Origin of the sequence: Bradyrhizobium sp. WBAH42 (genome assembly GCF_024585265.1) — a bacterium.
In the GTDB taxonomy this organism is placed as follows: domain Bacteria; phylum Pseudomonadota; class Alphaproteobacteria; order Rhizobiales; family Xanthobacteraceae; genus Bradyrhizobium.
Genome location: NZ_CP036533.1, coordinates 714,645 through 739,002 on the forward strand (window position 1 = coordinate 714,645; position 24,358 = coordinate 739,002).

A 24,358-nucleotide genomic window follows, 5' to 3' on the forward strand; every position below is an offset into this window, starting at 1 on the left:
TATTTTTACGCGCTTGGAGCCGCTTCCCGTCCGGGGATAAACTCTGGGCGCAAAGGACGGGTGATCTGCCGGTTCGACGCGGATTGTCCGTCGCTTGGAAAGTCGACATGAGAGCATTGAAATTCGTCGGCGGGGCTTTGGCCGCCGTCATGGTCGTGATCGCACTTCTGCTCGTGGTCGGGATCCCCTCGGGCTTCCTGACCTCGACGATCGCCTCGCGCCTCGAGAGTGCGACCGGCTATCGCCTGTCGATCGACGGCACCACCAAGATCAGCCTGTGGCCGACGCTGAACATCACGCTGAACGACCTCACGCTGGCCGACCCTAAGGACCGCAGCGGCATCACGCGCCTCACAATCGACCGCGTACAGGCCGACATGTCGCTCGCCAGCATATGGTCAGGCAAGCCTGAGATCAGCGAGCTCGTCGTCACCCATCCCGTGCTCTACCAGCCGCTGCTCCGCGAACGCCTGCCGAATGCAACCGCGCCTTCGAAGCCGCTCGCGCTCGACACCAGCGGCGCCACCATCGAGCGCATCAGGATCACCGACGGCGAAGTCGCATTCTCGCGCCTGCGCGACCGTGTCGAGAGCCGGATCAGCGCCATCAACGCCGACGCGGTCATGGACCGCGACCGCAAGGTCAATATCACCGGCACGGCGCGCGTCGGCGAGCATCCGACCAAGTTCGACATCAAGGCGGCCACACCGGCCTCGTCGGTGCCGGTGGATTTCGCCATCGACATGCCCAGCGTGCTGAAGTCCCAGCTCACCGGTCACGCCGAGATGCGACTGAACGGCAATGTCGTGATGATCAACGGCGTCAACGGCAAGCTCGGCGACGGCGGCTTCAACGGCTGGGCTTCGGTCGACATCGCGAGCAAGCCGCTGGTCAAGGTCGACCTCGACTTCCAGCGGCTGTCTATACCGCTGGCGAAATCGCCGGAAGGCGTGTCCGGGCAGCCCTGGAGCAATGCGCCGATCGACGTCTCCGGGCTCAATTACGTCGATGCGCAGGTGCGGATCTCCGCGAGCGAGGCCGTGATCGGCGATGCGCGCATTGCGCCGCTGGCGCTCGATGCCAAGCTCGCGGGCGGCGTGCTCAAGGCCGGCACGGCCAATCTCGGCGCCTATGGCGGCCAGGTCTCGGGCGAGGTGATCCTGGACGCGACCACCGGCGCGCCGAGCTTTGCCATGCATTCCGACCTCGTCGGCGTGCGCGCGCTGCCGCTGCTCCAGAGCCTTGCCGAGTTCGACCGCATCGACGGCAAGCTGCAGGCCAAGCTCGCCTTGCGCAGCGCCGGCAACAGCCAGCGCGCGCTGATGGCGAACATGCAGGGCACGGCCTTCGTCAATTTCCAGGACGGCGCCATCCGCGGCATCAATGTCGCGCAGATGATCCGCTCGCTGACGACGGGCACGCTGTCCGGCTGGCAAGACAACCAGAACAGTAACCAGGAGCAGAGCACGGATCTGTCGCAGCTCTCGGCCTCCTTCCGCATCGACAAGGGCCAGGCCGTGACGACCGACCTCAACCTGATCGGGCCGCTGGTGCGCGTCACCGGCGCCGGCACCATCGCCCTCGACACCAAGATGATGGGCTTTCGCGTCGAGCCGAAGCTCGTGATGACGACCGAAGGCCAGGGCCGCGCCAACGAGCCGGTCGGCTTCGGCATTCCCGTGATGATCCAGGGCTCCTGGTCGCAGCCGCGGATCTACCCTGACATGGCCGGCATGCTGGACAATCCGGACGCGGCCTATGCCAAGCTGCGCGAGATGGGCAAGGGCCTGTTCGGCCCCGACGGAGCCGGGCTCGGCAATATCCTCGGCAGCCTCGGACTAGGTGGCACCGCCGCGCCGGGCGGCGGCAATGCAACCGGCAACGCCAATCCGCAAGGTCAGCAACCGGGGCAGAACAATCTGCTCGGCGGCCCGCTCGGGGAGGCGATCGGCAATCTGATTCAGCAGGGACTCTCCAGCGGCGCGGGGAGCGGCACCGGCACCAGCCGCAGCCGCAGCCTGCCGGCAACGCCCTCCACGCCGGCGCCGCAGGCCTCCCCTGCCGCTCCCGCCCTGGAGGACCCGCCGGTCGCGCAGCAGGACAGTCAGCCAATGAACGACGTGCTGCGGCAGCTGTTCAATCGATAGGCTCCCTCGTTCGAACGGATCGGGCTGCTACAATCGCCGCCGGTCCACCTGCCCAGGAGACAGAGGTAACCACACCGGCCGGTCCGCCGGCTGCATGACGGCCCTTCGGTCCGAATTATGGTAGAACGGCTTGGAAGGGCCCTGTACGGCCCATAGCGCGCGGCGTCTGTGGCGGCGCGAGAGGATCGGGATGGCAGGAGCGAACGACAAGACACGATCTCTGCGCGAGGGCCTGTTCGCCAAATACGTCGTCTCCCTCGTCGGCCTCGTCGTGTTCGTCCTCGCCGTCAACGGCGCGATGGAGACCTGGATCTCCTACCGCGCCACACGGACACAGCTGACCGACGGGCTGGAGGACAAGGCGCAAGGCGCCGCCCGGCGCATCGAGCAGGCGATTTCCGAGCTCGACCGCCAGATCAGCTGGGTGACGCGGGCGAGCCAGGACACGCTGGAGAAGCGCCGCGCCGACTACGCCTCGCTGCTGCACCAGGTCTCGGTCGTCAACCAGCTGTTCCAGCTCAACGGCGACGGCCGCGAGGTGCTCCGCGTCTCCCGGCAATCGACCACGACCGGCGGCAACGCCGACCTCTCCCGCGACATGCGCTTCACCGAGGCCGTCGCCCGCGGCGTCACCTACGCGCCGGCCTGGTTCGCCGACCGGACGCCGTTGATGTCGATCTCGGTGGCGCATTCCGGCTTCAATGCCGGCGTCACCGTGGCCGAGATCGACCTCAGCTTCCTCTCCGACTTCCTGTCCGACGCCCAGGTCGGCAAGGCCGCCTTCGCCTATGTCGTCGATCCGCGCGGCCGGGTGCTGGCGGCGTCGTCGAAGGGGCCCGAGATCGGCGCGGACCTCTCCAAGCTGCCGCAGGTGGCGGCCGCGATTGCGCCCGGTCACGAAGCCGACACGTCCGGCACCGACTTCAACGGCCATGCGGTGATGAGCGCCGCGAGCCTCGTGCCGAAGCTCGGCTGGAGCGTGCTGTTCGAGCAGCCGACCACGCAGGCCCTGATGCCGATCCGCGACCAGCTGGTGCGCATCGCGCTTCTGATCGGCATGGGCCTGATGGTCGCGATCCTCGCCGGCACGCTGCTCGCCCGCCGCATGATCATCCCGATCACGGCGCTGCGCGACGGCGCGCAACTGCTCGGCGCCGGCGATTTCAGCCACCGCATCGACGTGCACACCTCCGACGAGCTGGAAGACCTCGCCGGGCAGTTCAACCGCATGGCCGACCAGATCCAGGAGACCTATTCGAACCTGGAGACCAAGGTCGAGGAGCGCACCCGCGATCTCGCGCAATCGATCCACGAGCTGAAGGTGCTCGAGGAGGTCGGCCGCGCGGTGGCCTCCTCGCTCGATCTCAACGCGGTGCTCGCGACCATCGCCGCGCGCGCGATCGAGATCACCCATGCCGATGCGGTGCTGATCTACGGCTTCGACGCCGAGGCGCGCCGCTTCAACCTGGTCGAAGCCAACGGCATCGACACATCCGCCGAGGGCGCGCATGTCACCATCGCGCAAGGCGGCAACATCCTGAGCGATGCCGCCGACAGCGGCGAGCCGATCGCGCTGGCCGAGCTTATCGATGCCGCCGAGCAGCCGCTGCGCGAGGTCGCGCTCGCAGCCGGCTTCAGCTCGGTGCTGGTGGTGCCGCTGATCGACCAGCAGGGCACGCTGGGCTCGCTCGTCGTGCTGCGCCGCGCCGCCGGCGCGTTCGCGCCCAGCATCATCGGCCTGATGCGCACCTTCGCCAACCAGGCGGTGCTGGCGATGCGCAATGCGCGCCTGTTCACCGAAGTCGACCACAAGAGCCAAGCGCTGGAGGCGGCGAACACGACGGTGCGCGCCCAGGCCGACAAGCTCCGCGAGCAGACCGAGCAGCTCAAGGACTGGAACAAGTCGCTGGAGGAGCGCGTCAGGACCCAGCTCGGCGAGATCGAGCGCATCCGCAAGCTCGAGCGTTTCCTGGCGCCGCAGGTGGCGCAGCTGATCGCCTCCTCCGACAGCCCCGAGGGACTGCTGACCAGCCAGCGCCGCGAGGTCACCGTGGTGTTCTGCGATCTGCGCGGCTTCACCGCGTTCACGGAAGCGACCGAGCCGGAAGAGGCGATGAACGTGCTGCGCGAATATCACGCCGCGCTCGGCCAGCTGATCTTCAAGTACGAGGGCACGCTCGACAAATATGCCGGCGACGGCGTGATGATCCTGTTCAACGCGCCGATCCAGTTCGAGGACCACACCAAGCGCGCGGTGAAGATGGCGGTGGAGATGCGCGACACCATCGGCCCCTTGACCGAGCGCTGGCGCAACCGCGGTCACAGCCTCGGCTTCGGCATCGGCGTCGCGCTCGGCTATGCCACGCTCGGCCAGGTCGGCTTCGAGCAGCGGCTGGAATATGCCGCGATCGGCAGCGTCACCAACCTCGCCTCCCGCCTCTGCAGCGAGGCCAAGCCGAACCAGATCGTGGTCAGCCGCCGCGTCTACGGCATGGTCGAGCCCTGGGTGGAGGCCCGCGCCCTCGACGATCTCCAGCTCAAGGGCTTCAATCACCCCGTGCTGGCGATGGAAATCCTGAGCTGGCGCGAGGCGGTGGAGAACGTGGTGGATGCCGCGGCGGTGCGGCGGAGGGGGTAGCCGAACCAAAAATGCGAAAACAACCCCATGCACAGTAGGCAGGGGTTGCGAAATCAATGACTTACGGCAGGCCCTGCGCGAGCCCACGCGATTTGCCCCGTCAGTCGAAAACACCGGCAGATTGGCAGCATCCCCGGACGCCTCCCACGAACCACTTCCCTCCTCCCCGCGACCAACCATCGCCTCAACGGCGAGGTTGTTTCTGGGAGACGATTCGTGACGCTTGCGCTGCCTTCGCGTGCCTATGATTTGCAGATGCTCGACCGGCCCGCGGATCGCGCGCGCGATCAGGGCTGGGTGTTTGGGCTGCCGCCGGGCATTGCATCCGAGCAATGGCCGTTCGATCCCGTCACCGGCTATCCCTTGATGCACGGCTTCACGCTGCTGTTGCCGGAGGATTATCGGGTGCATGGCGAGGACATCGTCGCATTGTCGTTCTTCGCCACGGCGCCCGATCACAATGACGGCGGCGCGCCCGACGATCCCGAGATTCGCGAGGCGGTGCTGGCGCGGCCATCGCATCCGCGCCTGTCGCGCATGACCGACATTCTCGACTACGCCTATGCCGCGCTGCTGCTGACGCGGGCCGAATATGACGGCGCATTCGCCGCGCCGCCGGCGCCGCTTGCGCTGGCAACAGTGGAGCGGCCACGCTGGCTCGACGTCGGCGGCGCCAGCGCCTTCTTCGAGGCCGCGCCGGCTTACGCGAAGAAGATGTTTGCGGCCCCGCCGCGCGCCGATCTCGGCGAGACGCGCGCGATTGCGCTGTCGCCGCGCGCTGATGATCCCAACGCCGGCAAGGGCCCGCAGGACGAGTATGTGCGCGAAAATCCGCCGACCGGCTATCAGCCTTATTACTACTATGTCGGCGGCAAGCCGGGCCGCGACAATTTCCGCCTGCACGACTGGGCCAGGGATCACGCCCCCAACCATCTCGGCGGCACCATGCGGCCCTGCCAGGCCGTGCCGGAGATGAGCCCGTTCTACATCGAGTTCGAGGAGTATTTCGGCGGCTACAATTTCGGCGGCGGCAACGCGCAGCTGGACTTTAGGGATATGAAGTTCGACTGGGCGTGTGGGTGATCACGCCCCCCGCTTCGGCCCGATCGCCTCGAACCCGGCCTTTTGCTCGTCGCTCAGATCGGCCTGGAAATCGTCGAGCGCGTCGGCGATTGCGCCGACGGCTTGCAGCATCGCCTGCAGCCGCGTCTTCACGGCGGCGAGGCGGGCCTGCTGGGTTGCGGCGGGCTCGGTCGGGCAGGCGCTGAGCGTCTGCATGGTGCGGAGCGTGGTGTCCTGCAGCACCTCGAAGCGGGCGCGGGCGACCTCGTCGAGGTGGAGCGTGGCGGCGATGTCGGCGGCGGGCCATTGCTGCTGGACGAGCTGCTCGTATTGGCGCTGCGCATTCTCGTCAGCAAGAGGATCGTAGTCCGCCTGGCAGGCCTTGGCCGCCTGCGCGTCCCTGGATGCGTCCTTGCTCGCGGTCCTGTCAGCGTTTTTGGACTGGTAGGACGCCAGCGCGGCGCGCCGTTCATGCGCGAGGGCGTTGAGCCGGGCTTTCTGGTCGTCATTGAGCAGGCCGACGAATTTCGACAGCGGCGCTTCCATGGCGTCGACGGCCTTGATCATGGCCTCGATGCGCTCGCGCATCAGGCCGAGGCGCTCCGCCGCACTCGCAGGGACCTGCGCCGGGCAGGCGGTGCGGATGGTGTCGCGCGCGGCATTCCAGGCGGATGAGAGCTCGTCGAGCGCGGTACGCTGCGCTTCGTTCGGTGCAACGGCGCTCGCGATGCGCTCGACCGGCAGGCCGCCGGTGTCGCTGGCCTCGCACATCGTTTCCGCGGCCGGAATTCGTCGCGCGCGACGGCCTTGCGGCACGGTGTAGGCGGCCAGCTCGGTGGCGGCATAAGGCGTGAACAGCGCGGCATAGATGTCGCCGTAGCCGTAGAGCGAGAGGCTGGTGGTGTCGCCGAAGATGATCGCATTGGTGAGATCGTCATGCGCGAACGGCCAGAACACCGGGCCGACCCAGCCGTAGCTGCCGTCGGGATGACGCCACCAACCCTGCGGACGGCGGCCGCCTTGCCATCCCGCCAGCGCAGCCTGCGCCGTGAGGGCCGCACGCAGCACGTAAGGGTTCGATAGCTGGCCGCGCTCGGCCCCGCGCGGGTCTTGCGACCTCAGCGCAGCGGAGCGGTAGCGGCCACCGCGCACCGCCATACGGGAATGGCGCAGGCGCGACAGGCCGATCACGTGGCCGACGGCGAAACGCGCAACTCCGAGCGGACCGCCGCGCAAGCCGAACTGCGCCTCAGCCCTACCAGGCAGCAGCACGGCCGCAATCAGCAGGGTCGCACCGGCGAGCGCCAATCCCATGCGTCCCGGCATGATCGCTGACCTAACCACGGGCTTGATCACGTCCCTCGCTCCCGCGTGCGCAATGCGTCGCATCTCAATGACGCGCGAGGGAACCGAATGTTCCAGACAGACACAGGACAATGCGTCGCAACGCTGGCCGGCCAATGCCGGTGCAGTGTCACTCCGCCTTTTGCGGCATCACGAAGGTCTGGCCGGGATAGATCAAGTTGGGGTTGTGAATCTTGTCGCGGTTGGCCTTGAAGATCACCCCGTAGCGGGCGCCGTCGCCGTAAGCGAGCCGGCTGAGCGCCCAGAGGCTGTCGCCGCGGGCGATGATCCGGCTGCCGCCGGCCTCGGCCGGTGCGGCGGTGAGCGCCTCCGCGGGCGAGGCCGATGCGACCGCAGTGCCCGCCGGCGCATGCGCGAAAGGTGCATGCGTGAAAGCTTTGGGCTTCGGCGCGCCGATCAGTTTCGGCCGGGCCGCTTGCTTGTCGGGCACCGAGGCCAGGCGCGGCGAGGCCGACGGCAGGGCGGCGACGACATCCGATTTGTCGTCGGGCTTCTCGGCCTGCTTTGTCTCCTGCTTCGCGACCGGTGGCGTGCGCGCGGGCGGCGGCGCCGCCGCGGCGATGGTGACCGGCATGGTCCGGCCGGATTCGGTGACCGTGCCGTCCGGTGCCTTGGCCCGGAGCGTCAGGTCGTAAGAGCCGGCGGGCAGTTGCGGCGGGGTCATCACGAACTGGCCCGAGGCATCCGCAACCACGCTATCGAGCGGCTTGCCGTCGCGCAGCAGCTCGACCCTGGCACCCGGCGTGGCGCGGCCGGCAATCACCGCCGCCTCGCCGTGCTCGTCGACGCGGGCGACGTCGAAACGGGGGCCGGCGTCCGCAACCGGCGCCGGCGGCTTGACCGGGACGAGATCGCCGAGCGCGGCCACCTGCTTCTGGGTCTCGGCCAGCGGGCCCGCATTCGGCTCGGGAGCAGGCGGCGCGCTGCCGGCGAGCTTCGGCTGTTCCGGCTCGAGCCCAGGCTTGGATTCTGGCTTGGACTCTGGCTTGGACTCAGGCTTGGACGTGTCCGGCTTGGACTCCACCTTGGCTTCAAGCTTGGGCTCGACCTTGGCCTCGATCTTGGGCTCGGCCTTGGCCTCCGGCTTGGCAGCGACGGTGACCTTGGTCCCGTCCGGCAACAGGCGGCGCAGCTCGGTCGGGCCGATCACCAGCGCGGTGCCGACCAGCGCGAGCAGACAGAAGGCGATGAAGGCCTTGGATGCGGTGATCATTTGAAAAGGACCTTGGGTGGCAAATCAGCCGAGGCCGGCAAGGTGCGCCGATTTGGCTGCCGCAGCAAGACTGCCGATGGGATTATGCCTCCGCCGAGGCGCGCGGGATGAACCGGCGCGACCATGCGGGTGTCCAAGTATCAAGGCCGCCTCGCGGCATTCTTCAAGGGAATTTTTGCCGTGACCGTATTTTCCCGTGCCGCGCGATCGCTGGCGCTGGTGCTGACGCTGGCCGCTTCACCCGCTTTGGCCGCCTCCGGCCCGCCGCCCGGTTACATCCTCACCGACGATGCCGATCTCGCCTTCACCTCGCCCGACGGCGCCACCAGGCTCGAGCAGTACATGAAGGAGGGCGAGGATTTCGACATCACGTGGCAGGTCTGGGCGCGGCGCGGCGAGGAGATGCGCGAGCTGAAGCCCGAGCAGGGCTATCCGGCCGGCTTCCGTTTCACGGCCGACTCGCAATGGCTGGTGCGCATGCAGAAGACCGGCTCGGGTGAGCAGGATCTCTTTCTCTACCATGTCGAGAACGGCGCCTTCGTCAACGCGACGAAGACATCGCTCAGCGATCTCGCCTGGGCCTATTTCCACAGCCGGCCCGACACGAAGAACATGAAGCTCGACTACCACATCTCGGCCAATCTGATGAAGGGCACCGAAGATGGGTATCGCTGGCTCGGCGTCGACTGGCCCAACAACCGCTATCTCCTGATCTCGCTGTCGGGCGAAATGGACAAGCATCCGAAGAACGTCGCGGTGAAGGGATTGGCGGATTGGAAATGCCGGTATGACCTCAAGACCGGCAAGTTCGACGTCCCGGCGATGTTCGCCAAAGGCAATGCGGAAGCCTTGAGGTGGGAAATCAAGCGCTGAGGGTCCCGCGGTCTCGCCGCAATCTCCCGCGCGATGGAACCAACCCTCTGATTTCGTTCCGATTCATGTTTTCCTAACCCTTTGTGGTAACTGGGTCTTGTCGGTTTTGCAGCATCTTGCATCCCACGGGAGGACTGGGATGGGCGCATCGATCCGATGGACCGCGCGAACGCGCGCGTTGCTCCGCCGTTGGCGCGGGGCGCCGCTGACGTGGCTGATCGCCGGCGGCTTCGTGCTGATGCTTGCGACCGCGATCGGCACCGCGCTCACCGTCGACCGCTTCCGGCAAAACGCCATCGAGAGCGGCCGCGACAGCCTGGAAAACGCCGTCCGCATGCTCGCCCGGCATTTCGACCGCCAGTTCGAGGACTTCGCGGTGCTGCAGAAGAGCATCATCGCCGAGCTCGAGAGCCACGGCATCGAGTCCGCCGAAATCTTCCGCAGCGAGATGGGCACGCTCGCCGTGCACGAGGTGCTGCGCGCGAAAGCCAGCGGCTGGTCCGACGTCGCCGGCGCCAATCTGTTCGATTCCAGGGGCGTGCTGATCAACTCGTCGCGGCAATGGCCGGTCGCCGACATCTCGGTCGCCGACCGCGGCTACTTCAACCGTCTCAAGGACGATCCGGCCGCGCAGGAGGACGTGGAGGTCGTGCCCGGCCGGTTCGGCAGCGGACCGGCGATCGTGTTCGCGCGGCGCGTCTCCGGACCGCACGGCGAGTTCCTCGGGCTGGTCACCCGCGCGATCGCGCCCGAGCAGCTCGAATCCTTCTTCGCCTCGACCGGGCTCGGCGAGGATTCCTCGATCGCGATGCACCACCAGAACGGACAGCTGCTCGCCCGCATTCCGCATGTCGAGGCGCTGATCGGTCAAAACTTCCGCAACGGCACGCCGGAGCAGATGGCGGTGTTCGCGCGCACCTTCGTCACCACCCAGCTGGCAAGCCCGATCGATGGCAAGGACCGCATCGTCGCCTCGCGCCTGCTCGCCGGCGAGCCGCTGGTCGTGGTCGCGACCAAATCGCTGGATGCGACGCTGGCGACCTGGCGCACGCAGACGAAATTCTTCGTCACCATTGCCGTGCTGTCGATCGGCCTCCTGGTGCTCACGCTGTTTCTGATCTTCCGCCAGGTGACGCACCGGCTCTCGCTCGAGAAGCAGCGGCTCGACACCGCGATGAACACGATGACGCAGGGCCTGTTGATGTTCGACCAGGACGAGCGGCTGATCGTCTGCAACCGCCGCTACATCGAGATGTACGGGCTCTCGGCCGCATTGGTGAAGCCCGGCGTCCACTTCCGCGACGTGATCCGGCACCGCCGGGACACCGGCTCGTTCGAGGGCGACGTCGAAGCCTATTGCGACGACATCCTGAGCAATATCGGCCGCACCCAGAGCGCCGTCGTGGAAACCGCCGACGGCCGCCTGATCGAGATCAAGAACCAGCCGGCCGCTGCCGGCGGCTGGCTCGCCACCCATGACGACGTCACCGAGCGCATCCGCGCCGACGAGCGCATCGCCCATCTGGCGCATTACGACGCGCTCACCGATCTGCCCAACCGCGTGCTGCTGCGCGGGCATCTGGAGCGCCGCGTCGCCGAGCTCGCGCAAGGCAAGCCGTTCGCGATCCTCTATATCGACGTCGACGAGTTCAAGGGCGTCAACGATTCGCACGGGCACGAGGTCGGCGACGAATTGCTGCGCCAGGTGGCGAGCCGCCTGCGCGCCTGCGTCAGCGGCAACGACATGGTCGCGCGGCTCGGCGGCGACGAATTCGCCATCGTCAAGGCCGCGACCTCCGATCCGGCCGAGCTGACGGCACTGGCGGAAACCATTCTCAAGGCGTTGCGCGCGCCGGTTGACTGCAAGGGGCAGGAGATTCCGACCGATGCCAGCATCGGCATCGCCATCGCGCCCGATCATGGCGACAATCTCGACGATCTGCTCAAGCGCGCCGATCTGGCGATGTATGCGGCGAAGTCGGAAGGCCGCCGCACCTTCCGCCTGTTCGCCCCCGAATACGACGCCAAGGCGCGGCAGCGCCGCCAGCTCGAGCTCGACCTGCGCCAGGCGCTCGCGCGCGGCGAGTTCGAGGTGCACTACCAGCCGCTGGTCGACCTCACCGCCAATGTCGTCACCGGCTGCGAGGCGTTGCTGCGCTGGCGCCATCCCGAGCGCGGCATGGTTTCGCCGGCGGAGTTCATCCCGGTCGCAGAAGACACCGGCCTGATCGGCGAGATCGGCGAATGGGTGCTGAAGCAGGCCTGCGTTGAGGCCGCCTCGTGGCCCGGCCCGATTCACATCGCGGTCAACGTGTCGCCGCTCCAGTTCCGCTCGCGCACGCTGGCGCTCAAGGTCGCCGCCGCGCTCGCGGAGTCCGGGCTCGCGCCGGGACGGCTCGAGCTCGAGATCACCGAGACGGTGCTGATCCGCGACGACGCGGAGGCGCTGGCGATCCTGCAGCAATTGCGCGAGCTCGGCGTGCGCATCGCGCTCGACGATTTCGGCACCGGCTATTCGTCGCTGAGCTACCTGCACCGCTTCCCGTTCGACAAGATCAAGATCGATCGCAGCTTCATCAGCGACATCGGTCAGTCCGAAGATTCCTCGCCGATCGTGCAGGCCGTGGTGCACATGGCCGCCGCGCGCCACATGGCGACGACGGCCGAAGGCGTCGAGACCGAAGCGCAAGCCGAGGTGCTGCGCCGGCTCGGCTGCAGCCAGATGCAGGGCTGGCTGTTCAGCCCGGCGGTCCCGGCGGCGAAGCTGAAGCAGCTGCTCGCGGCGCAGGCGGTCGCGGCTTAGGGCGGCGGCTCCCTCATCGGAGACGTCCGCAGCCGCTCATCCCCTCACCGCCTGCCTTGAAAATTTAGGATCAAACCTTGCGCCTTGCGGTTATCGCCTCGCTGAGACGGTCGGGAACTCCGGCCGACGGGCCCTAGTCGACATTGCATCACGCGCACCACAGGCGGCTTTTCGCCCGCACTGTCGCGCGCGCGTGCGTGAAACGAGCGAGGTGACATGGCGATCTTGGCGTTCAGAATCTTGGCGTTCAGAATGATCCCTCTCGTCGCGGTTGGGGCCCTGATCGGGCTCGCCGCGGAGGCCCGCGACGACGGGCGCTACGCAAACTCTCCCCTCAAGGGCTGGTTCGAGAGCCTGAAGAGCAAGGGCGGCGGCCCCTGTTGTGCCGATGCCGACGGCACCGCGCTCGACGACGTCGACTGGGAGACGCGGGACGGACATTACCGGGTGCGGCTCCTCGGCAACTGGGTCGAGGTGCCCGACGACACGGTCATCACCGAGCCCAACCGCGCCGGGCGCACCATGGTCTGGCCTTATTACGTCAACGGCCGTCCGATGATCCGCTGCTTCATGCCGGGCAGCATGACGTGATCCGGGACGAGGGTCCGCAAGGCCGGTAAGCTCACATCGATTGTCGAGCCGCCCGCACTTCGGCGAATTCGGCGTCGGGGTGGCTGACGATGGTGGCGACCCAGATGCCGCTGATGATCAGCGACCAGGCGGTGTTCCAACAGATCCAAAACACGATCCAGCCTCCCTCTTCCTTTTCTCACGCGGCAAAGCGATGGCGCCGTTCCCCACGCCAGGCCGCCGCGATGGCGGGCGGCGAGGCGCTATTTTGGTTTGGTCGGCGGCGGCGCCCGGTCGGTTTGGCCGGTGTGGCGCTTTGCCACGACGTCCTCGTCGCGCTCGCCCTCGTGCGGGCGCGGCGGAGGCCTGGGCTGGCCGGCCTGACCGCCATGCTTGCCGCCCATGTCTGGCTTGCCTTCGAGATCGTTTTCGCGGGGCATGCCGGTTCAATGCGTTCGCAGCGCATTGGTTCGCAACGGCATCGACTGTTTCCCGCCCTGTGAACGGCCTCATAGAACCGCCGCTCTTTGCAGTGCAGGATGGCGGACGCGGCCCTCGGCCTCGCAGCTTGCACCGACGGATTGGCCTGATGCGAAAACGCCTCATCCTCTGGACGCTCATGACGTCCGCCCTGGTCGCGGTGACCGTGTGGACCATGCTCGGGCCGCCGGACCGCCCGCCGTGGCCGCATTTGCCGTCCCGCACTGCGGCGGTGCGCTGACCCGTCATCCCGCGACCGATGCGATTTCGGCATCGATCGATCCCATCTGGATTTTGGTGCGGCGGCGCGTCTCCCGCTATCCTCGCGGCAAAACGACCACGCCGCGAGCCGGCTTTCAGGAGGAGCCCATGTCGAGATCGATCCGACGCATCGTATCGCGCGTGCCAGGCGCTGCGATCGCCGCAACCCTGTTCGCTTCTCTCGCCCTCGTTTCTGGAGTCCGTGCCGGCATGGCCGAAACCTTCGCCTATGTCGGCAATGCCGACAGCAACGACATCAGCGTGTTCAAGATGAGCGAGAGCGGCGAGATGACGCTCGTGCAAACGGCCGCCTTCAAGGGCGTCGAAAAGCCGGGCTCATCGACACCGCTCGCGATCACGCCCGACCACCGCGTGCTGATCGCCGGAATCCGCTCGCAGCCCTATGTCGCAGTGAGCTTTGCGATCGATCCCAAGACGGGCGAGCTCAGCCATCTCGGCAACGGACCGCTCGCCGACAGCATGGCCTATATCGCCATCGACCGCAGCGGCAAGTTCCTGTTCAGCGCCTCCTATGGCGGCAACAAGGTCGCGCTGAATCCACTGTTTGGCAACGGCGTCGCCGGCGAGCCCAAGCAGGTGATCCCGACCGGGCTGAACGCCCACGCCTTCCTGCCCTCGCCCGACAACCGCTTCGCGTTCGCCACCAATCTCGGCTCCGATCAGGTGCTGGCCTTCGCGTTCGATGCCGCAGCCGGCACGCTGACGCCGAGCGATCCGCCGGCGCACAAGGTGCCGGAGAAATCGGGGCCGCGGCACTTCGTGTTTCACCCCGGCGGCAAGTTCGTCTATCTCCTCCACGAGCTGAACGGCGACGTCGCAGCATTCACCTATGAAGCCAGGAGCGGCGCCTGGGACGAGATCCAGCGCACCACCGCGCTGCCGGACGGGTTTTCCGGAAAACCTTGGGGCGCTGACATCCACATCACCCCGGACGGCCGCTTCCTCTACGCCTCCGAGCGCACCACCAGCACGCTCACCGCCTACAAGGTGGACGGCTCGAGCGGCAAGCTGACCACGATCGGCAGCGTGCCGACCGAGAAGCAGCCGCGCGGCTTCCAGGTCGATCCCGCCGGCCGCTACCTCGCCGCCGTCGGCGAACTCTCCGACAGCATGACGGTCTATGCCATCGACCAGGGCAGCGGCGCGCTGGCCAAGCTGAAATCCTACCCCACCGGCAAGAAGCCGAACTGGGTCGAGTTCCTGAACCTGCCGTGAGGCGCCGCCACTGACCTACGTAATCATCCGTAATTTCGCGAGGCCCGGCTTGGCGTCATATCTCGGTCATGGACCGGCAGATTGTCTTCAAATGCCCCCAGACGGGCCTGAACGTGCAGCATCGGCTCACCGACGAGCCGGCTGACCGCACGCACGTATCCGTGTCCTGTCCGGCCTGCACGCGTCTGCATCTGCTCGAGCGGGCCAGCGGCAAGCTGCTGGGTGATCGGCGTCGCTGACGGCCTGAGCCCTTCGAGCGAACCTGTTCTCCAATTCCGCGACTCATCAAAGACTTGCCGCGACTGTCGGCGGCGCTGAGTCCTGTTTTGGGACGACGCGGCCGTAGTGCGGGCGGCAGCCATCTGCTATCGATTGGAGGCACAGCCCCCGTGGAATTTCCGATGCGTCATTTGCCCCGCGCCGTTGCTCGAAACCTGTATCCCGCAGCCGTCGCCGGCCTGCTCGTCCTCAGCTCCCATCCGGCCGGTGCCGCCGATGACGACGCGCCCAAAGGGCCGGCGGTCACGGTGCTGAAGGTCGCGAAATCCTGCTTCTCCGACATCGTCGAGGCCACCGGCACGATCATCGCGCGGGAGGAAACCTCGGTGCGGCCCGAGCGTCCCGGCCTGAAGGTCACGGACGTGCTGGCGGAAGCCGGCGATACCACCACCGCCGGCCAGGTGCTGGCGCGGCTGGCGCTGCCCGAGGGCGGCACGCTTCAGGTCACCGCCCCCGTGGCGGGGGTGATCGCGACCTCGACCGCGCAGATCGGCAACCTCGCCTCGGCCAAGGGCGAGGCGCTATTCACGATCGTGGCGCGCAGCGAGTACGATCTCGTCGGTCTCGTCGCCACCACCGATGTGCGCAAGCTCGCGGTCAATCAGCAGGCCACCGTCCGGATCGCCGGCGCCGGCGACATCAACGGCAAGGTGCGCCGCATCGGCCCGACCGTCGAGCCGAACATCCAGCAGGGGATGGTCTATATCGGCATCTCCTCGCAGAAGCGGCTCTTGCTGAATGCCAGCGGGCGCGCGCTGATCAAGACCGGGCAAAGCTGCAACGTCGCGGTGCCGCTGACATCAGTGCAATATTCGTCCGCCGGCACCGTGGTGCAGGTGATCCGCCGCAACCGCGTCGAGACCAAGCGTGTCGAGGTCGGATTGATGTCGGGCGGCAATATCGAGGTCCGCGACGGCCTCAACGAAGGCGACGTCGTCGTCGCCCGCGCCGGTGCATTGCTGCGCGAAGGCGATCCCGTGCGTCCGGTGATGGCGAGCGCGGAAGCGGCGAAGTAGCGGCCACGATCGTCATTGCGAGGAGCTCTTGCGACGAAGCAATCCAGAGTCTTTCCGTGGAAAGATTCTGGATTGCTTCGCTGCGCTCGCGATGACGATCGTGGAGGCAGGTGTGTGCTAAGGCACGGCTATCGTAGGGTGGGCAAAGCGACTTGTCCGCCATAGCTCGCAGAGCGACGGCGGAAGCGTGCCCACGTCTCTTCTATCGGAAAGTTGGAAAGTTGGTGGGCACGGCGCTCTGCGCCTTTGCCCACCCTACAGCAGCTGCGATTGCTGCAAGAACTAACCGCCGGCTTCGCCGAAACGGACGTCTTCGAGCAACGACGACGACACGGTCGGGACCTGGTCGCCTTCGCTGGCGCGGGAAATGGCGAGGCGGGTCTTGTTGAAGACGCTCTCGGCGCTGCCGGGCTTGCTGAGATTGTTGAGGAATTCGCTGACCAGCACGCTGTGCTCGCCCTTGCCGTCGTCGACGACCTTGCCGGGCGAGGCGGAGGTGAGGATCAACGCATTGTCGGACGCGCTGATCGGCGCGAGACCGTGGCTATAGGAGCGGAAGCGGCGCTCGTAAGGATTGCGGCGGGAGGCGTCCACCACGACGAGCTTGGCCTTGGCACCCTGCTCCTTCATCATGTCGAGCACGCCGTCGATGGAGACGCCATGGCGGCGGACGTCGCCTTCCTTCCAGATCACGGCATCGACCGGCAGCATGTAGCTTTCGCGGCCGGCCTGCACGCCGTAGCCGCCGAAGAACAGCATGACGACGCTGTCGCGCGTGATCCGGGACTTCAGGCGGGTCACGGCACGGACCATGTCGTCCTTGGTCGCGTCTTCCACCATGTCGACGTCAAAGCCGTTCTTGCGCAGCGACGAGGACAGCGCGCGGGCGTCGTTGATCGACTGCGTCAGTGGCGCGCTGGCGTCGGGATAATGGCCATTGCCGATGACGAGCGCGAGGCGCGAGGTCTGGCCGATCGAGCCGGTGATCTGGTCGGTCGAGACGGCCTTGGCGGCATCGATCGCACGCATGTTGAGAGCAGCATGGGCGCCGATCACCAGCGACACCGTGCCGATGAGGGCTGCGGCGAGGGCGATCGTACGTCTGGAAAGGTCGAGCTGCTTTACATTCATCTCGCTTCGTTTCCTGTGCCAAAGACCGGCCAAGCGCGCGCACACTGTTTGAGTAGCGCGATAGCGTCTTTAGGTTTGAGGGATTGGCCGGGGAAGTGCCCCCGAATTGCGCGCAATTTGCGGCGCCGCACCAAACAAACCCTTAACCGGATATAGGCCGTGGGGCAATAGATTGCCAAAAATTTGAGCTAAGTGTCTGAATACGTTCGTTAATTCTCCGGGCTGGATTCCTGCGTCATTGGCTTCCCCGTAGCCTTCCGGAGATCGACCATGCAGCCCTCGTGCCGGCTTTTCCGTGACGTTCATCACATTTGTATTTCCTGCGAATCCGGGTAGCCTTTTCAACGACTTGCAAGGGGGGTGGCGCGCAGATGCCAGCGTGCCTGATATCCCCGACCAAGGCCCCCGCGACCAGGTATTTCATGAGCTTTCATTATTTTGCCGGCGCCGCCTGCCGGGCGCTGACGGCGCGGAAGGACGGCCCCTCGCTTTACGAGGTCTGCGATCCCGTATTGTCTGATGCGGCCAGCGGCGATCCGCATCTGGCCAAATTCTACAAGACCGCGCTCGGCAATCCCGCGCTGCGGATCCTGCTCCGCCGCGCCGGCCTGCCCGAGCTGCGCGACGAGGGGATGCTGACGCGGCTGCGCGCGGCGCTCACCCGGGCCCGCGACGAGGCCGAGCCCGACTGGGCGGCGGTCGGGCAGCCGATCGCCGATCTCGTCGACGGCATCGCGCTCGACCATCCCAGGCCGCCGCCGGTGCCGTTCAACGCCGCCATGCCGCAGATCGCGCAGATCGACGGCGTGATCCGCGATTGCGCGCAGCATCTGCTCGGCTCGTACCGCCGCAACGGCTTCCTGCCGACCTACGCCGCCTTCAACCTGATCGGCGATCCCGACGTCCGCGGCCGCGAGCTGATCATGGCGCTCACGGGCCTCAACGCGCGCGGCTACAAGAACTCCTCGCTGCTTTTCAATCTCGCCCGCGTCTTCATCGCGCGCTCGCCCGCGCGCGCCGTGGTCAATCCGCCCTGGAAGGGCATTGCCGAGCCGATGTGGGAGCCGGTGCAGATCCGCCATCGCTCGGCCTATTACGACGCATTCTTCATCGAGGCCCTGCTCAGCTTCGTCGAGACCGGGCTCGCCTCGGTCGCCGACAAGATCGCGGCGGAGCGCGCGATCGCCGACATGGTCGATTTCTGCGTCAACATCAGCCGCGAGGAGGTCGAAGGCTTGGGCGGCGCGCGCTTCAACGTCATCACCGCCCTGGCGCCGGCACCGCATCCGCGCTTCTCGCGCTACTTCGCGCAGATCAAGCAGGACCTCGGCTTCGGCATCTACGTGCCGGATTGCGACACCACGGCCTGCTCCATCTCCGCGGCGACGCAGGCCGGCTGCCTTGATGCCATCATCGACCAGCCGCTCCTGGACTTCTATGCGGGTTATCAGGTGCGCGCCGGCGTCAACGAGCCCCGCGTGACCGTGCCGCTCAACGACAATATCGACTATGAGGGCGGGGTCGCGACCTGGATCGACAATCTCGCGGGCGAGCGCCCTTACGGCAACGATCTCGATCCGACGCTCAACCTCGACATTCTCGAGGTCAGCTTCCGTAACTTGGCGCGTTGGAAAGTGCTGGAGACGCCGGCGCGGCTCGCCACGGTCCATCGCATCATCGGATTCCAGAAGCGCCTCGCTGCCAGCGGCGCCTTCGCCAATCCGCGCTCGCACATCTATTATCTTCCGGAGCTCTACAGCGCCTATTTCGGCCGCTGTTATGCCGCCTTCCTGGCGCTGCCGCTGGCGGCGCAGGCCGCGATTGATCCCGCCGGCGATTTCGACTTCATCCGCCACCGCGTGCTGTCCTACGTCAAGGGCGAGCTGATGGCGGCCGAGATGAACGTGTTCGACGCCGCGCTGGCGCTGATCGCGCTCGGCCATCTCGGCGCCGACCCGCGCACCTTCGCACCGGCGCTGAACGTGATCGTCGCCGGGCTCGGTGAAGGCGGCCGCCGCGGCCCGTTCCGCGCCTATGAATGGAACAAGATGAAGACGCCGACGAGGATCCTTGTTGGCGGACCCGAGGTGACGTCGGCGTTCGTGCTGATGGGGCTGGCGGTGGCGAAGCGGGCGATGGCCCGGGGGTGATGGTCCTTTTACCCTCCCCTGGAGGGGGAGGGTCGATCGCGCGCAGCGCGAGCGGGGTGGGGTGACGGTCCCTCCGCGACGAACAGTGCCCGAGTGGAGAGATCACCCCACCCCGTCATGCAATCTCGCTTCGCTCGATCGCATGCCGACCCTCCCCCTCCAGGGGAGGGTAAGCAACGCCGCCACAATGACAGGAAGTTGAAAGGCAATCTGTTCGGCCTGCGCTGGCCGGGCGGCCAAAAGCCGACCACAATTGCGCGGCTTATCGAGATTGTCATCACAACCGGACCGGCATGTTGCGAAAAGTCCTGATTGCGCTGTCCTTGTTCGCCATCCCGTCGCTGGCTAATGCCGCCGACATCACCGGCACGGCAAAGGTTCGCGCCGGCGATGCCGTGGTGATCGGCAACACGCGGATCCGGCTCGGCGGCATCGACGCGCCGGCGGTCGACCAGCTCTGCCTCAACACCAAGACCGAGCGCTGGACCTGCGGCGTCGCGGCCCGCGACGAGCTCGCCAAATACAGCGAGGGCAAGAATTGGGTCTGCCACACCCGCGCGATCGACCGGCGCGGCCGCACCGTGGCGCGCTGCGAGGTCGGCGGCGAGGACATCCAGAAATGGCTGGTGCGCAACGGCTGGGCGCTGGCCTACACCCGCATCTCCAAGGATTACGAGCCCGACGAGGCTGCCGCGCGTGAGGCAAAAGCCGGCATGTGGCAGGGTGCCTTCATCGCGCCGTGGGACTGGCGGGAGCGCAACAAGAAGACCGCGATCCTCGGCGCGACCAAGCCGCCGGACGGCGCGCATGCGGTGCTGCTCGCGTCGGCCTCGGGGCCGGTCGCGCCGTCGCCGGATTGCACCATCAAGGGCAATGTGAACAGCGCCGGCGAGTGCATCTATCACCAGCCGACCAGCCGCTGGTACACCCAGATCAAGATGAAGATCAGCAAGGGCACCCGCTGGTTCTGCTCGGTCGAAGAGGCCGAAGCGGCCGGATGCCGGGAGACGAAGCGATAACCCAGCCCTGCGTTTTACGTGCTTTTCTCAAGGCCCTCCGCCGCGTAAAACCGTGAATCAGCAACCCACCATCCTGTTCTCTGGCAATAAGGACTGACAGCAATGACCGTTCGCGCGGGCCGGGAGTTTCTGGCCATCCCCGGGCCCACCACGATGCCCGACGAGGTGCTGCGGGCGATGCACCGTCCGGCGATCGACATCTACTCCAAGGAGATGCTGGATCTGACCGAGAGCCTGCTCAGCGACATTTCGAAGCTGTTCGCGACCAAGGGCAAGTCCTACATCTACATCGCCAACGGCCACGGCGCCTGGGAAGCGGCGCTGAGCAACGTGCTGTCGCGCGGCGACAAGGTGCTGGTGCTGGAGAGCGGACGCTTTGCGATCGGCTGGGGCAACGCGGCGGCGCTGATGGGCGCCGAGGTCGAGGTGCTCAAGGGCGACTGGCGCCGCGCGGTGCGGCCGCACGAGGTCGAGGAACGCCTGCGCCGCGACAAGGAGCACAGCATCAAGGCCGTCGTCGTGGTCCAGGTCGACACCGCCTCCGGCGTGCAGAACGACATCGAGGCGATCGGCAAGGCGATCAAGGCGAGTGGCCATCCCGCGCTGTACATGGTCGACACCGTCGCCTCGCTCGGCTGCATGCCGTTCGAGATGGACAAATGGGGCATCGATGTCGCGATGTCCGGCTCGCAGAAGGGCCTGATGACGCCGCCCGGCCTCGGCTTCGTCGCCGCCAATGCGCGCGCGCTCGAGGTGCACAAGAAGGCCGGCATGTCGACGCCGTATTGGAGCTGGAGCGAGCGCGAGGGCACCGAGAATTATCGCAAATATGCCGGCACCGCGCCGGTGCATCTGTTGTTCGCCTTGCGCAAGGCGATCGACATGCTGCACGAGGAAGGCCTCGAGAACGCCTTCCGCCGCCACAGCCTGCTCGGTGAGGCCGCGCGCCGCGCGGTTGCGATGTGGTCGGAAGGCCAGGTGCTCGGCTTCAACGTCGCCGAGGCCAGCGAGCGCTCCAACACCGTGACCACGGTGACCATGAGCAACGGCCATGACCCGGCCGTGCTGCAACGCTATTGCAAGGACAAGTGCGGCGTCGTGCTCGGCACCGGTATCGGTGATCTCTCCGGACAAGCCTTCCGCATCGCCCATATGGGCCATGTGAATGCGCCGATGCTGCTCGGCACGCTCGGGGTGATCGAGGTCGGACTGAACGCGCTGAAGATCCCGCACGGCAAGGGCGGGCTGGAGGCGGCGGTCGCGTATCTCGGCGACGAGGTGGCGGTGTAGCAAAGCGTGCTCGTGCCCCGGACGCAGCGCAGTATCGTAGGGTGGGCAAAGCAAAGCGTGCCCACCACTTCTGTCGTACCGTTGAATCGATGGTGGGCACGGCGCTAAGCGCGCCTTTGCCCACCCTACGATTCCGAGCTAGCGGAAAGACCCACCTCTCCCGTAAAAGGAGAGCGGAAGATCATCGCTCGACGCGATACGCCTCGACCTGCGCCTTCAACTCCTCCAGCGGCGCAAGCGGCGCCTTCGGATCCACCCGATATTCCCCGCTCGCAAGCCATCTCAGCACCATCGCATCCACCACTGGCGAATGGTGGATGACGTCGCTGTAATTGTCGAGATCGTGCGTGACCGCCTCGAGCGCGCGGAAATCATACAGGCGGACGTTGGGCAGTTGCGTCAGGCGCCGCGCAATGTGCGCCGTGAGATCGGTGACGATCTTCAGCGTCTCCGGTGAGGCATCGCGCATCGCGACGAATTGCAGGATCGAATAGGGCGGGAAGTAGATGTCGAAGGTCACGTCGGGGTGGCGCGCGATCAGGCCGGCGGCGTCCTGCTCGAAATGCCGGACCATGGCCTCGAAGCCGTAGCCTTCGCCGAGGAAGCGGCTGCGTACGGGGCTGGTGATATAGGCGAAGGCGGCGAGCGTCTTCTTCGCGTTGTAGTCTCGCGCAACGTCGAAATCCCGCGCCAGGGCGTAGATGTCGTCGATGTCTGCCAGCGCGAACTTGACCGGGAGATAGGGCGACGCCCGGGTCAGCGGCTCCCGCAGCAGCGGGACGGACCGCAGCAGCGCGAACAGGGATTCCTTCGCCATCGCCGCGCTGAACAGATAGGAGGCGACGCCTTTCGCCGTCCGGCGGTAGAGATCGACGGACAAATATGGATCGGCCTCGATATCGGCGGCATCGATGAAGATGAAGTCGTCCATCGCCCAGATCACGCGCCTTGCGCCGCGGTCGATCGCCTGCTCCAGCACGAAAGCCTGCTGGCGCGAATTGGAGCCGGTCATCGCGAGCTTGAGCGAGCGGACGCCGAGCGCGCGATCGATGTCGCTCTGGCGGAAATGGATCGCGAGCGAGGTACCCATGAAGGCGGTGTCGAACGGCTGGCTGCGGATCAGCCCGGCATTCTGCACGCGCGTGTCCTCCGAGTAGAAGGCGGGGATCAGGCGCGAGGGGCGGAATAATTGCAGGGGATCGACGGCGAAGGTGAGCGCTGCGGCGCCGAGCACGCAGGCCGCGCTCGCCAGCAGAAGACGTGTGAGATGGGTGAACGCGCCCTGCATCAGAACCGGAAATAGATGAATTCGCTGTGGCTCTGGATGCCCAGGAAGCCGAAGGCGAGCACCAGCGAGGCCGCATAGAGCACCAGGGGCCGCATGCGCCCCGCCCGCAAGGCCTCGCCGACCTTGCGGTTGCCGTGGTCGTATCCCATCAGCGCTTGCGTGTTCGGCGCCAGCCACACCAGCGCCGCGTAGATTGCGACCTGCACCAGCGCTGCAATCTCCTCGCGGCCGAGCACGATGTTGGCGGGATCAGCCATGGCGTGGAGCACCCGCAGTGCCCAGGCGACGCTCTCGGCGCGGAAGAACACCCAGGCGATGACGACGGCGAGGAAGGTCAGCACGGCGCCAAGCATGCGGCCGGGACGCGCCAGCAACGGAACGTTCGGCACCAGCGCGCTGAAAGCGTGGTTGACGCAGAGATAAGCGCCATGCAGCGCGCCCCAAATGACAAAAGTCCAGGCCGCGCCGTGCCAGAGCCCGCCGAGCAGCATCGTGATCATCAAATTGACGTAGCGGAGCACGCGGCCGCGGCGGTTGCCGCCGAGCGGGATGTAGAGATAATCGCGCAGGAATTGCGACAGCGTCATGTGCCAGCGCCGCCAGAACTCGACGATGCTGGTCGCCTTGTAGGGCGAGTTGAAATTGACCGGCAGGAAGATGCCGAACATCAGCGAGATGCCGATCGCCATGTCGGAATAGCCGGAGAAGTCGAAATAGAGCTGGAAGGTGTAGGCGAGCGCGCCGAGCCAGGCCTGGTCGAAGCTCGGCGAGCGCGCCTCGAAAGCGAGCGCGACCAGCGGCTGGATGCCGTCGGCAAGACAGGTCTTCTTGAACAGGCCGATCGCGAAGATGATAACGCCGCACAACATGAGATGCCCGTCCGGGCGCTTGGTCTCCTCCTCCTCGAATTGCGGGATCATGTCCTTGTGATGGAGGATGGGCCCGGCGATCAGATGCGGGAAGTAGGTCACGAACAGCGCGTAGTGCGGCAGCGCATAGGCCGCGACCTGGCCGCGATAAGCATCGACCAGGAACGCGATCTGGGTGAAGGTGTAGAAGGAGATGCCGACCGGCAGCAGGATGTGGATCGCGACATGCGTGCCGAGCAGCGCGTTGACGTTCTCGGCGACAAAGCCGGCATATTTGAAGATGCCGAGCATGAGGAGATCGCCGGCGACGCCGAGTGCGAGCGCCGCCTTTCGTTGCGGATGCGTGAGCTCCGCCACGATGAGAAGATGGCCGACGCCGTAGTTGAAGGCGATCGAAAGCAGCAGCAGGGCGACGAACTGCCAGCTGCCGATTGCATAGAAGGTGATGGAGGCCAGTGCCAGCCAGATCACCGGAGCCAGATTGCTGCGCCGGCCGAGCCGGAAATAGCCGGCGAGCACGACCGGCAGGAACAGCAGGATGAAGGGGTAGGAATTGAACAGCATCGGGCTGGACCGGCGGCGGGGATAGCGTCCCTAAAGCATACAAGGGACGGATCAACAACCCGGTGAGATGGCGCCGCCTTTGGAACAGGCGTGCTGGCAATCCA

General features: G+C 66.5%; 19 protein-coding genes. 14 read left to right on the forward strand and 5 right to left on the reverse strand.

Annotation, left to right across the window (positions count from 1 at the left end; all coding sequences use genetic code 11):
* The first annotated feature begins 107 nt into the window (after positions 1–107).
* The 3 genes from DCG74_RS03390 (at position 108) to DCG74_RS03400 (ending at position 5,868) form a co-directional block, all read left to right on the forward strand.
* Positions 108–2,147: an AsmA family protein gene (locus DCG74_RS03390; RefSeq protein WP_172789301.1), complete on the forward strand. Its 2,040-nt coding sequence runs from the start codon at positions 108–110 to the stop codon at positions 2,145–2,147.
* Positions 2,148–2,337: 190 nt separating this feature from the next.
* Positions 2,338–4,785 (forward strand): adenylate/guanylate cyclase domain-containing protein, encoded by a 2,448-nt coding sequence (locus tag DCG74_RS03395; RefSeq protein WP_172789302.1) that lies wholly within the window; start codon positions 2,338–2,340, stop codon positions 4,783–4,785.
* Positions 4,786–5,001: 216 nt separating this feature from the next.
* Positions 5,002–5,868, forward strand: a complete 867-nt coding sequence (locus DCG74_RS03400) for a hypothetical protein (RefSeq protein WP_172789303.1) — start codon at positions 5,002–5,004, stop codon at positions 5,866–5,868.
* Here the strand turns inward: DCG74_RS03400 and DCG74_RS03405 are convergent, their stop codons facing one another.
* Together DCG74_RS03405 and DCG74_RS03410 are read right to left on the reverse strand one after the other, a co-directional pair.
* A complete protein-coding gene (locus DCG74_RS03405; protein ID WP_172789304.1) occupies positions 5,869–7,173 on the reverse strand; it encodes a Spy/CpxP family protein refolding chaperone in 1,305 nt (434 codons plus the stop codon). It lies immediately after the preceding gene.
* Positions 7,174–7,321: 148 nt separating this feature from the next.
* Complete coding sequence (locus DCG74_RS03410) at positions 7,322–8,425, reverse strand: LysM peptidoglycan-binding domain-containing protein (RefSeq protein WP_172789305.1); 1,104 nt, start codon at positions 8,423–8,425, stop codon at positions 7,322–7,324.
* Positions 8,426–8,605: 180 nt separating this feature from the next.
* On the opposite strand from DCG74_RS03410, the gene DCG74_RS03415 reads away from it, so the two are divergent.
* From DCG74_RS03415 to DCG74_RS03450, 8 genes are all read left to right on the forward strand, one after another.
* Positions 8,606–9,298, forward strand: a complete 693-nt coding sequence (locus DCG74_RS03415; protein WP_172789306.1) for a hypothetical protein — start codon at positions 8,606–8,608, stop codon at positions 9,296–9,298.
* A gap of 139 nt (positions 9,299–9,437) precedes the next feature.
* Positions 9,438–12,101, forward strand: a complete 2,664-nt coding sequence (locus tag DCG74_RS03420; RefSeq protein WP_172789307.1) for an EAL domain-containing protein — start codon at positions 9,438–9,440, stop codon at positions 12,099–12,101.
* A gap of 252 nt (positions 12,102–12,353) precedes the next feature.
* Entirely contained in the window at positions 12,354–12,692 is a 339-nt protein-coding gene (locus tag DCG74_RS03425) for a hypothetical protein (RefSeq protein WP_172789308.1), read from the forward strand.
* A gap of 104 nt (positions 12,693–12,796) precedes the next feature.
* Positions 12,797–13,174: a hypothetical protein gene (locus DCG74_RS03430; RefSeq protein ID WP_172789309.1), complete on the forward strand. Its 378-nt coding sequence runs from the start codon at positions 12,797–12,799 to the stop codon at positions 13,172–13,174.
* A gap of 86 nt (positions 13,175–13,260) precedes the next feature.
* Positions 13,261–13,392, forward strand: a complete 132-nt coding sequence (locus DCG74_RS03435) for a hypothetical protein (RefSeq protein WP_257187544.1) — start codon at positions 13,261–13,263, stop codon at positions 13,390–13,392.
* A gap of 128 nt (positions 13,393–13,520) precedes the next feature.
* A complete protein-coding gene (locus tag DCG74_RS03440; protein WP_172789310.1) occupies positions 13,521–14,648 on the forward strand; it encodes a lactonase family protein in 1,128 nt (375 codons plus the stop codon).
* Positions 14,649–14,716: 68 nt separating this feature from the next.
* Positions 14,717–14,887 (forward strand): hypothetical protein, encoded by a 171-nt coding sequence (locus tag DCG74_RS03445; protein WP_172789311.1) that lies wholly within the window; start codon positions 14,717–14,719, stop codon positions 14,885–14,887.
* Positions 14,888–15,049: 162 nt separating this feature from the next.
* Positions 15,050–15,943 (forward strand): efflux RND transporter periplasmic adaptor subunit, encoded by an 894-nt coding sequence (locus tag DCG74_RS03450; protein WP_172789312.1) that lies wholly within the window; start codon positions 15,050–15,052, stop codon positions 15,941–15,943.
* 282 nt (positions 15,944–16,225) lie between these two features.
* Here the strand turns inward: DCG74_RS03450 and DCG74_RS03455 are convergent, their stop codons facing one another.
* Positions 16,226–17,074, reverse strand: a complete 849-nt coding sequence (locus DCG74_RS03455; protein ID WP_172789313.1) for a caspase family protein — start codon at positions 17,072–17,074, stop codon at positions 16,226–16,228.
* Between the two features lie 422 nt (positions 17,075–17,496).
* Between DCG74_RS03455 and DCG74_RS03460 the strand changes: the two genes are divergently transcribed.
* The 3 genes from DCG74_RS03460 to DCG74_RS03470 all read left to right on the forward strand — a co-directional run bounded on the left by DCG74_RS03460 (position 17,497) and on the right by DCG74_RS03470 (position 21,533).
* Positions 17,497–19,224, forward strand: coding sequence for a hypothetical protein (locus DCG74_RS03460; protein WP_172789314.1), 1,728 nt, complete (start codon positions 17,497–17,499; stop codon positions 19,222–19,224).
* Between the two features lie 293 nt (positions 19,225–19,517).
* On the forward strand, positions 19,518–20,243 hold the full coding sequence (locus DCG74_RS03465) for a thermonuclease family protein (RefSeq protein WP_172789315.1): 726 nt from the start codon (positions 19,518–19,520) through the stop codon (positions 20,241–20,243).
* Between the two features lie 102 nt (positions 20,244–20,345).
* Complete coding sequence (locus DCG74_RS03470; protein WP_172789316.1) at positions 20,346–21,533, forward strand: alanine--glyoxylate aminotransferase family protein; 1,188 nt, start codon at positions 20,346–20,348, stop codon at positions 21,531–21,533.
* Between the two features lie 181 nt (positions 21,534–21,714).
* Here DCG74_RS03470 and DCG74_RS03475 read toward each other — a convergent pair whose 3' ends face one another.
* Both DCG74_RS03475 and DCG74_RS03480 read right to left on the reverse strand, forming a co-directional pair.
* Complete coding sequence (locus DCG74_RS03475; RefSeq protein ID WP_172789317.1) at positions 21,715–22,821, reverse strand: hypothetical protein; 1,107 nt, start codon at positions 22,819–22,821, stop codon at positions 21,715–21,717.
* A complete protein-coding gene (locus DCG74_RS03480; RefSeq protein ID WP_172789318.1) occupies positions 22,821–24,254 on the reverse strand; it encodes an MBOAT family protein in 1,434 nt (477 codons plus the stop codon). The genes DCG74_RS03475 and DCG74_RS03480 overlap by 1 nt, the downstream gene beginning before the upstream one ends.
* Between the last annotated feature and the right edge of the window lie 104 nt (positions 24,255–24,358).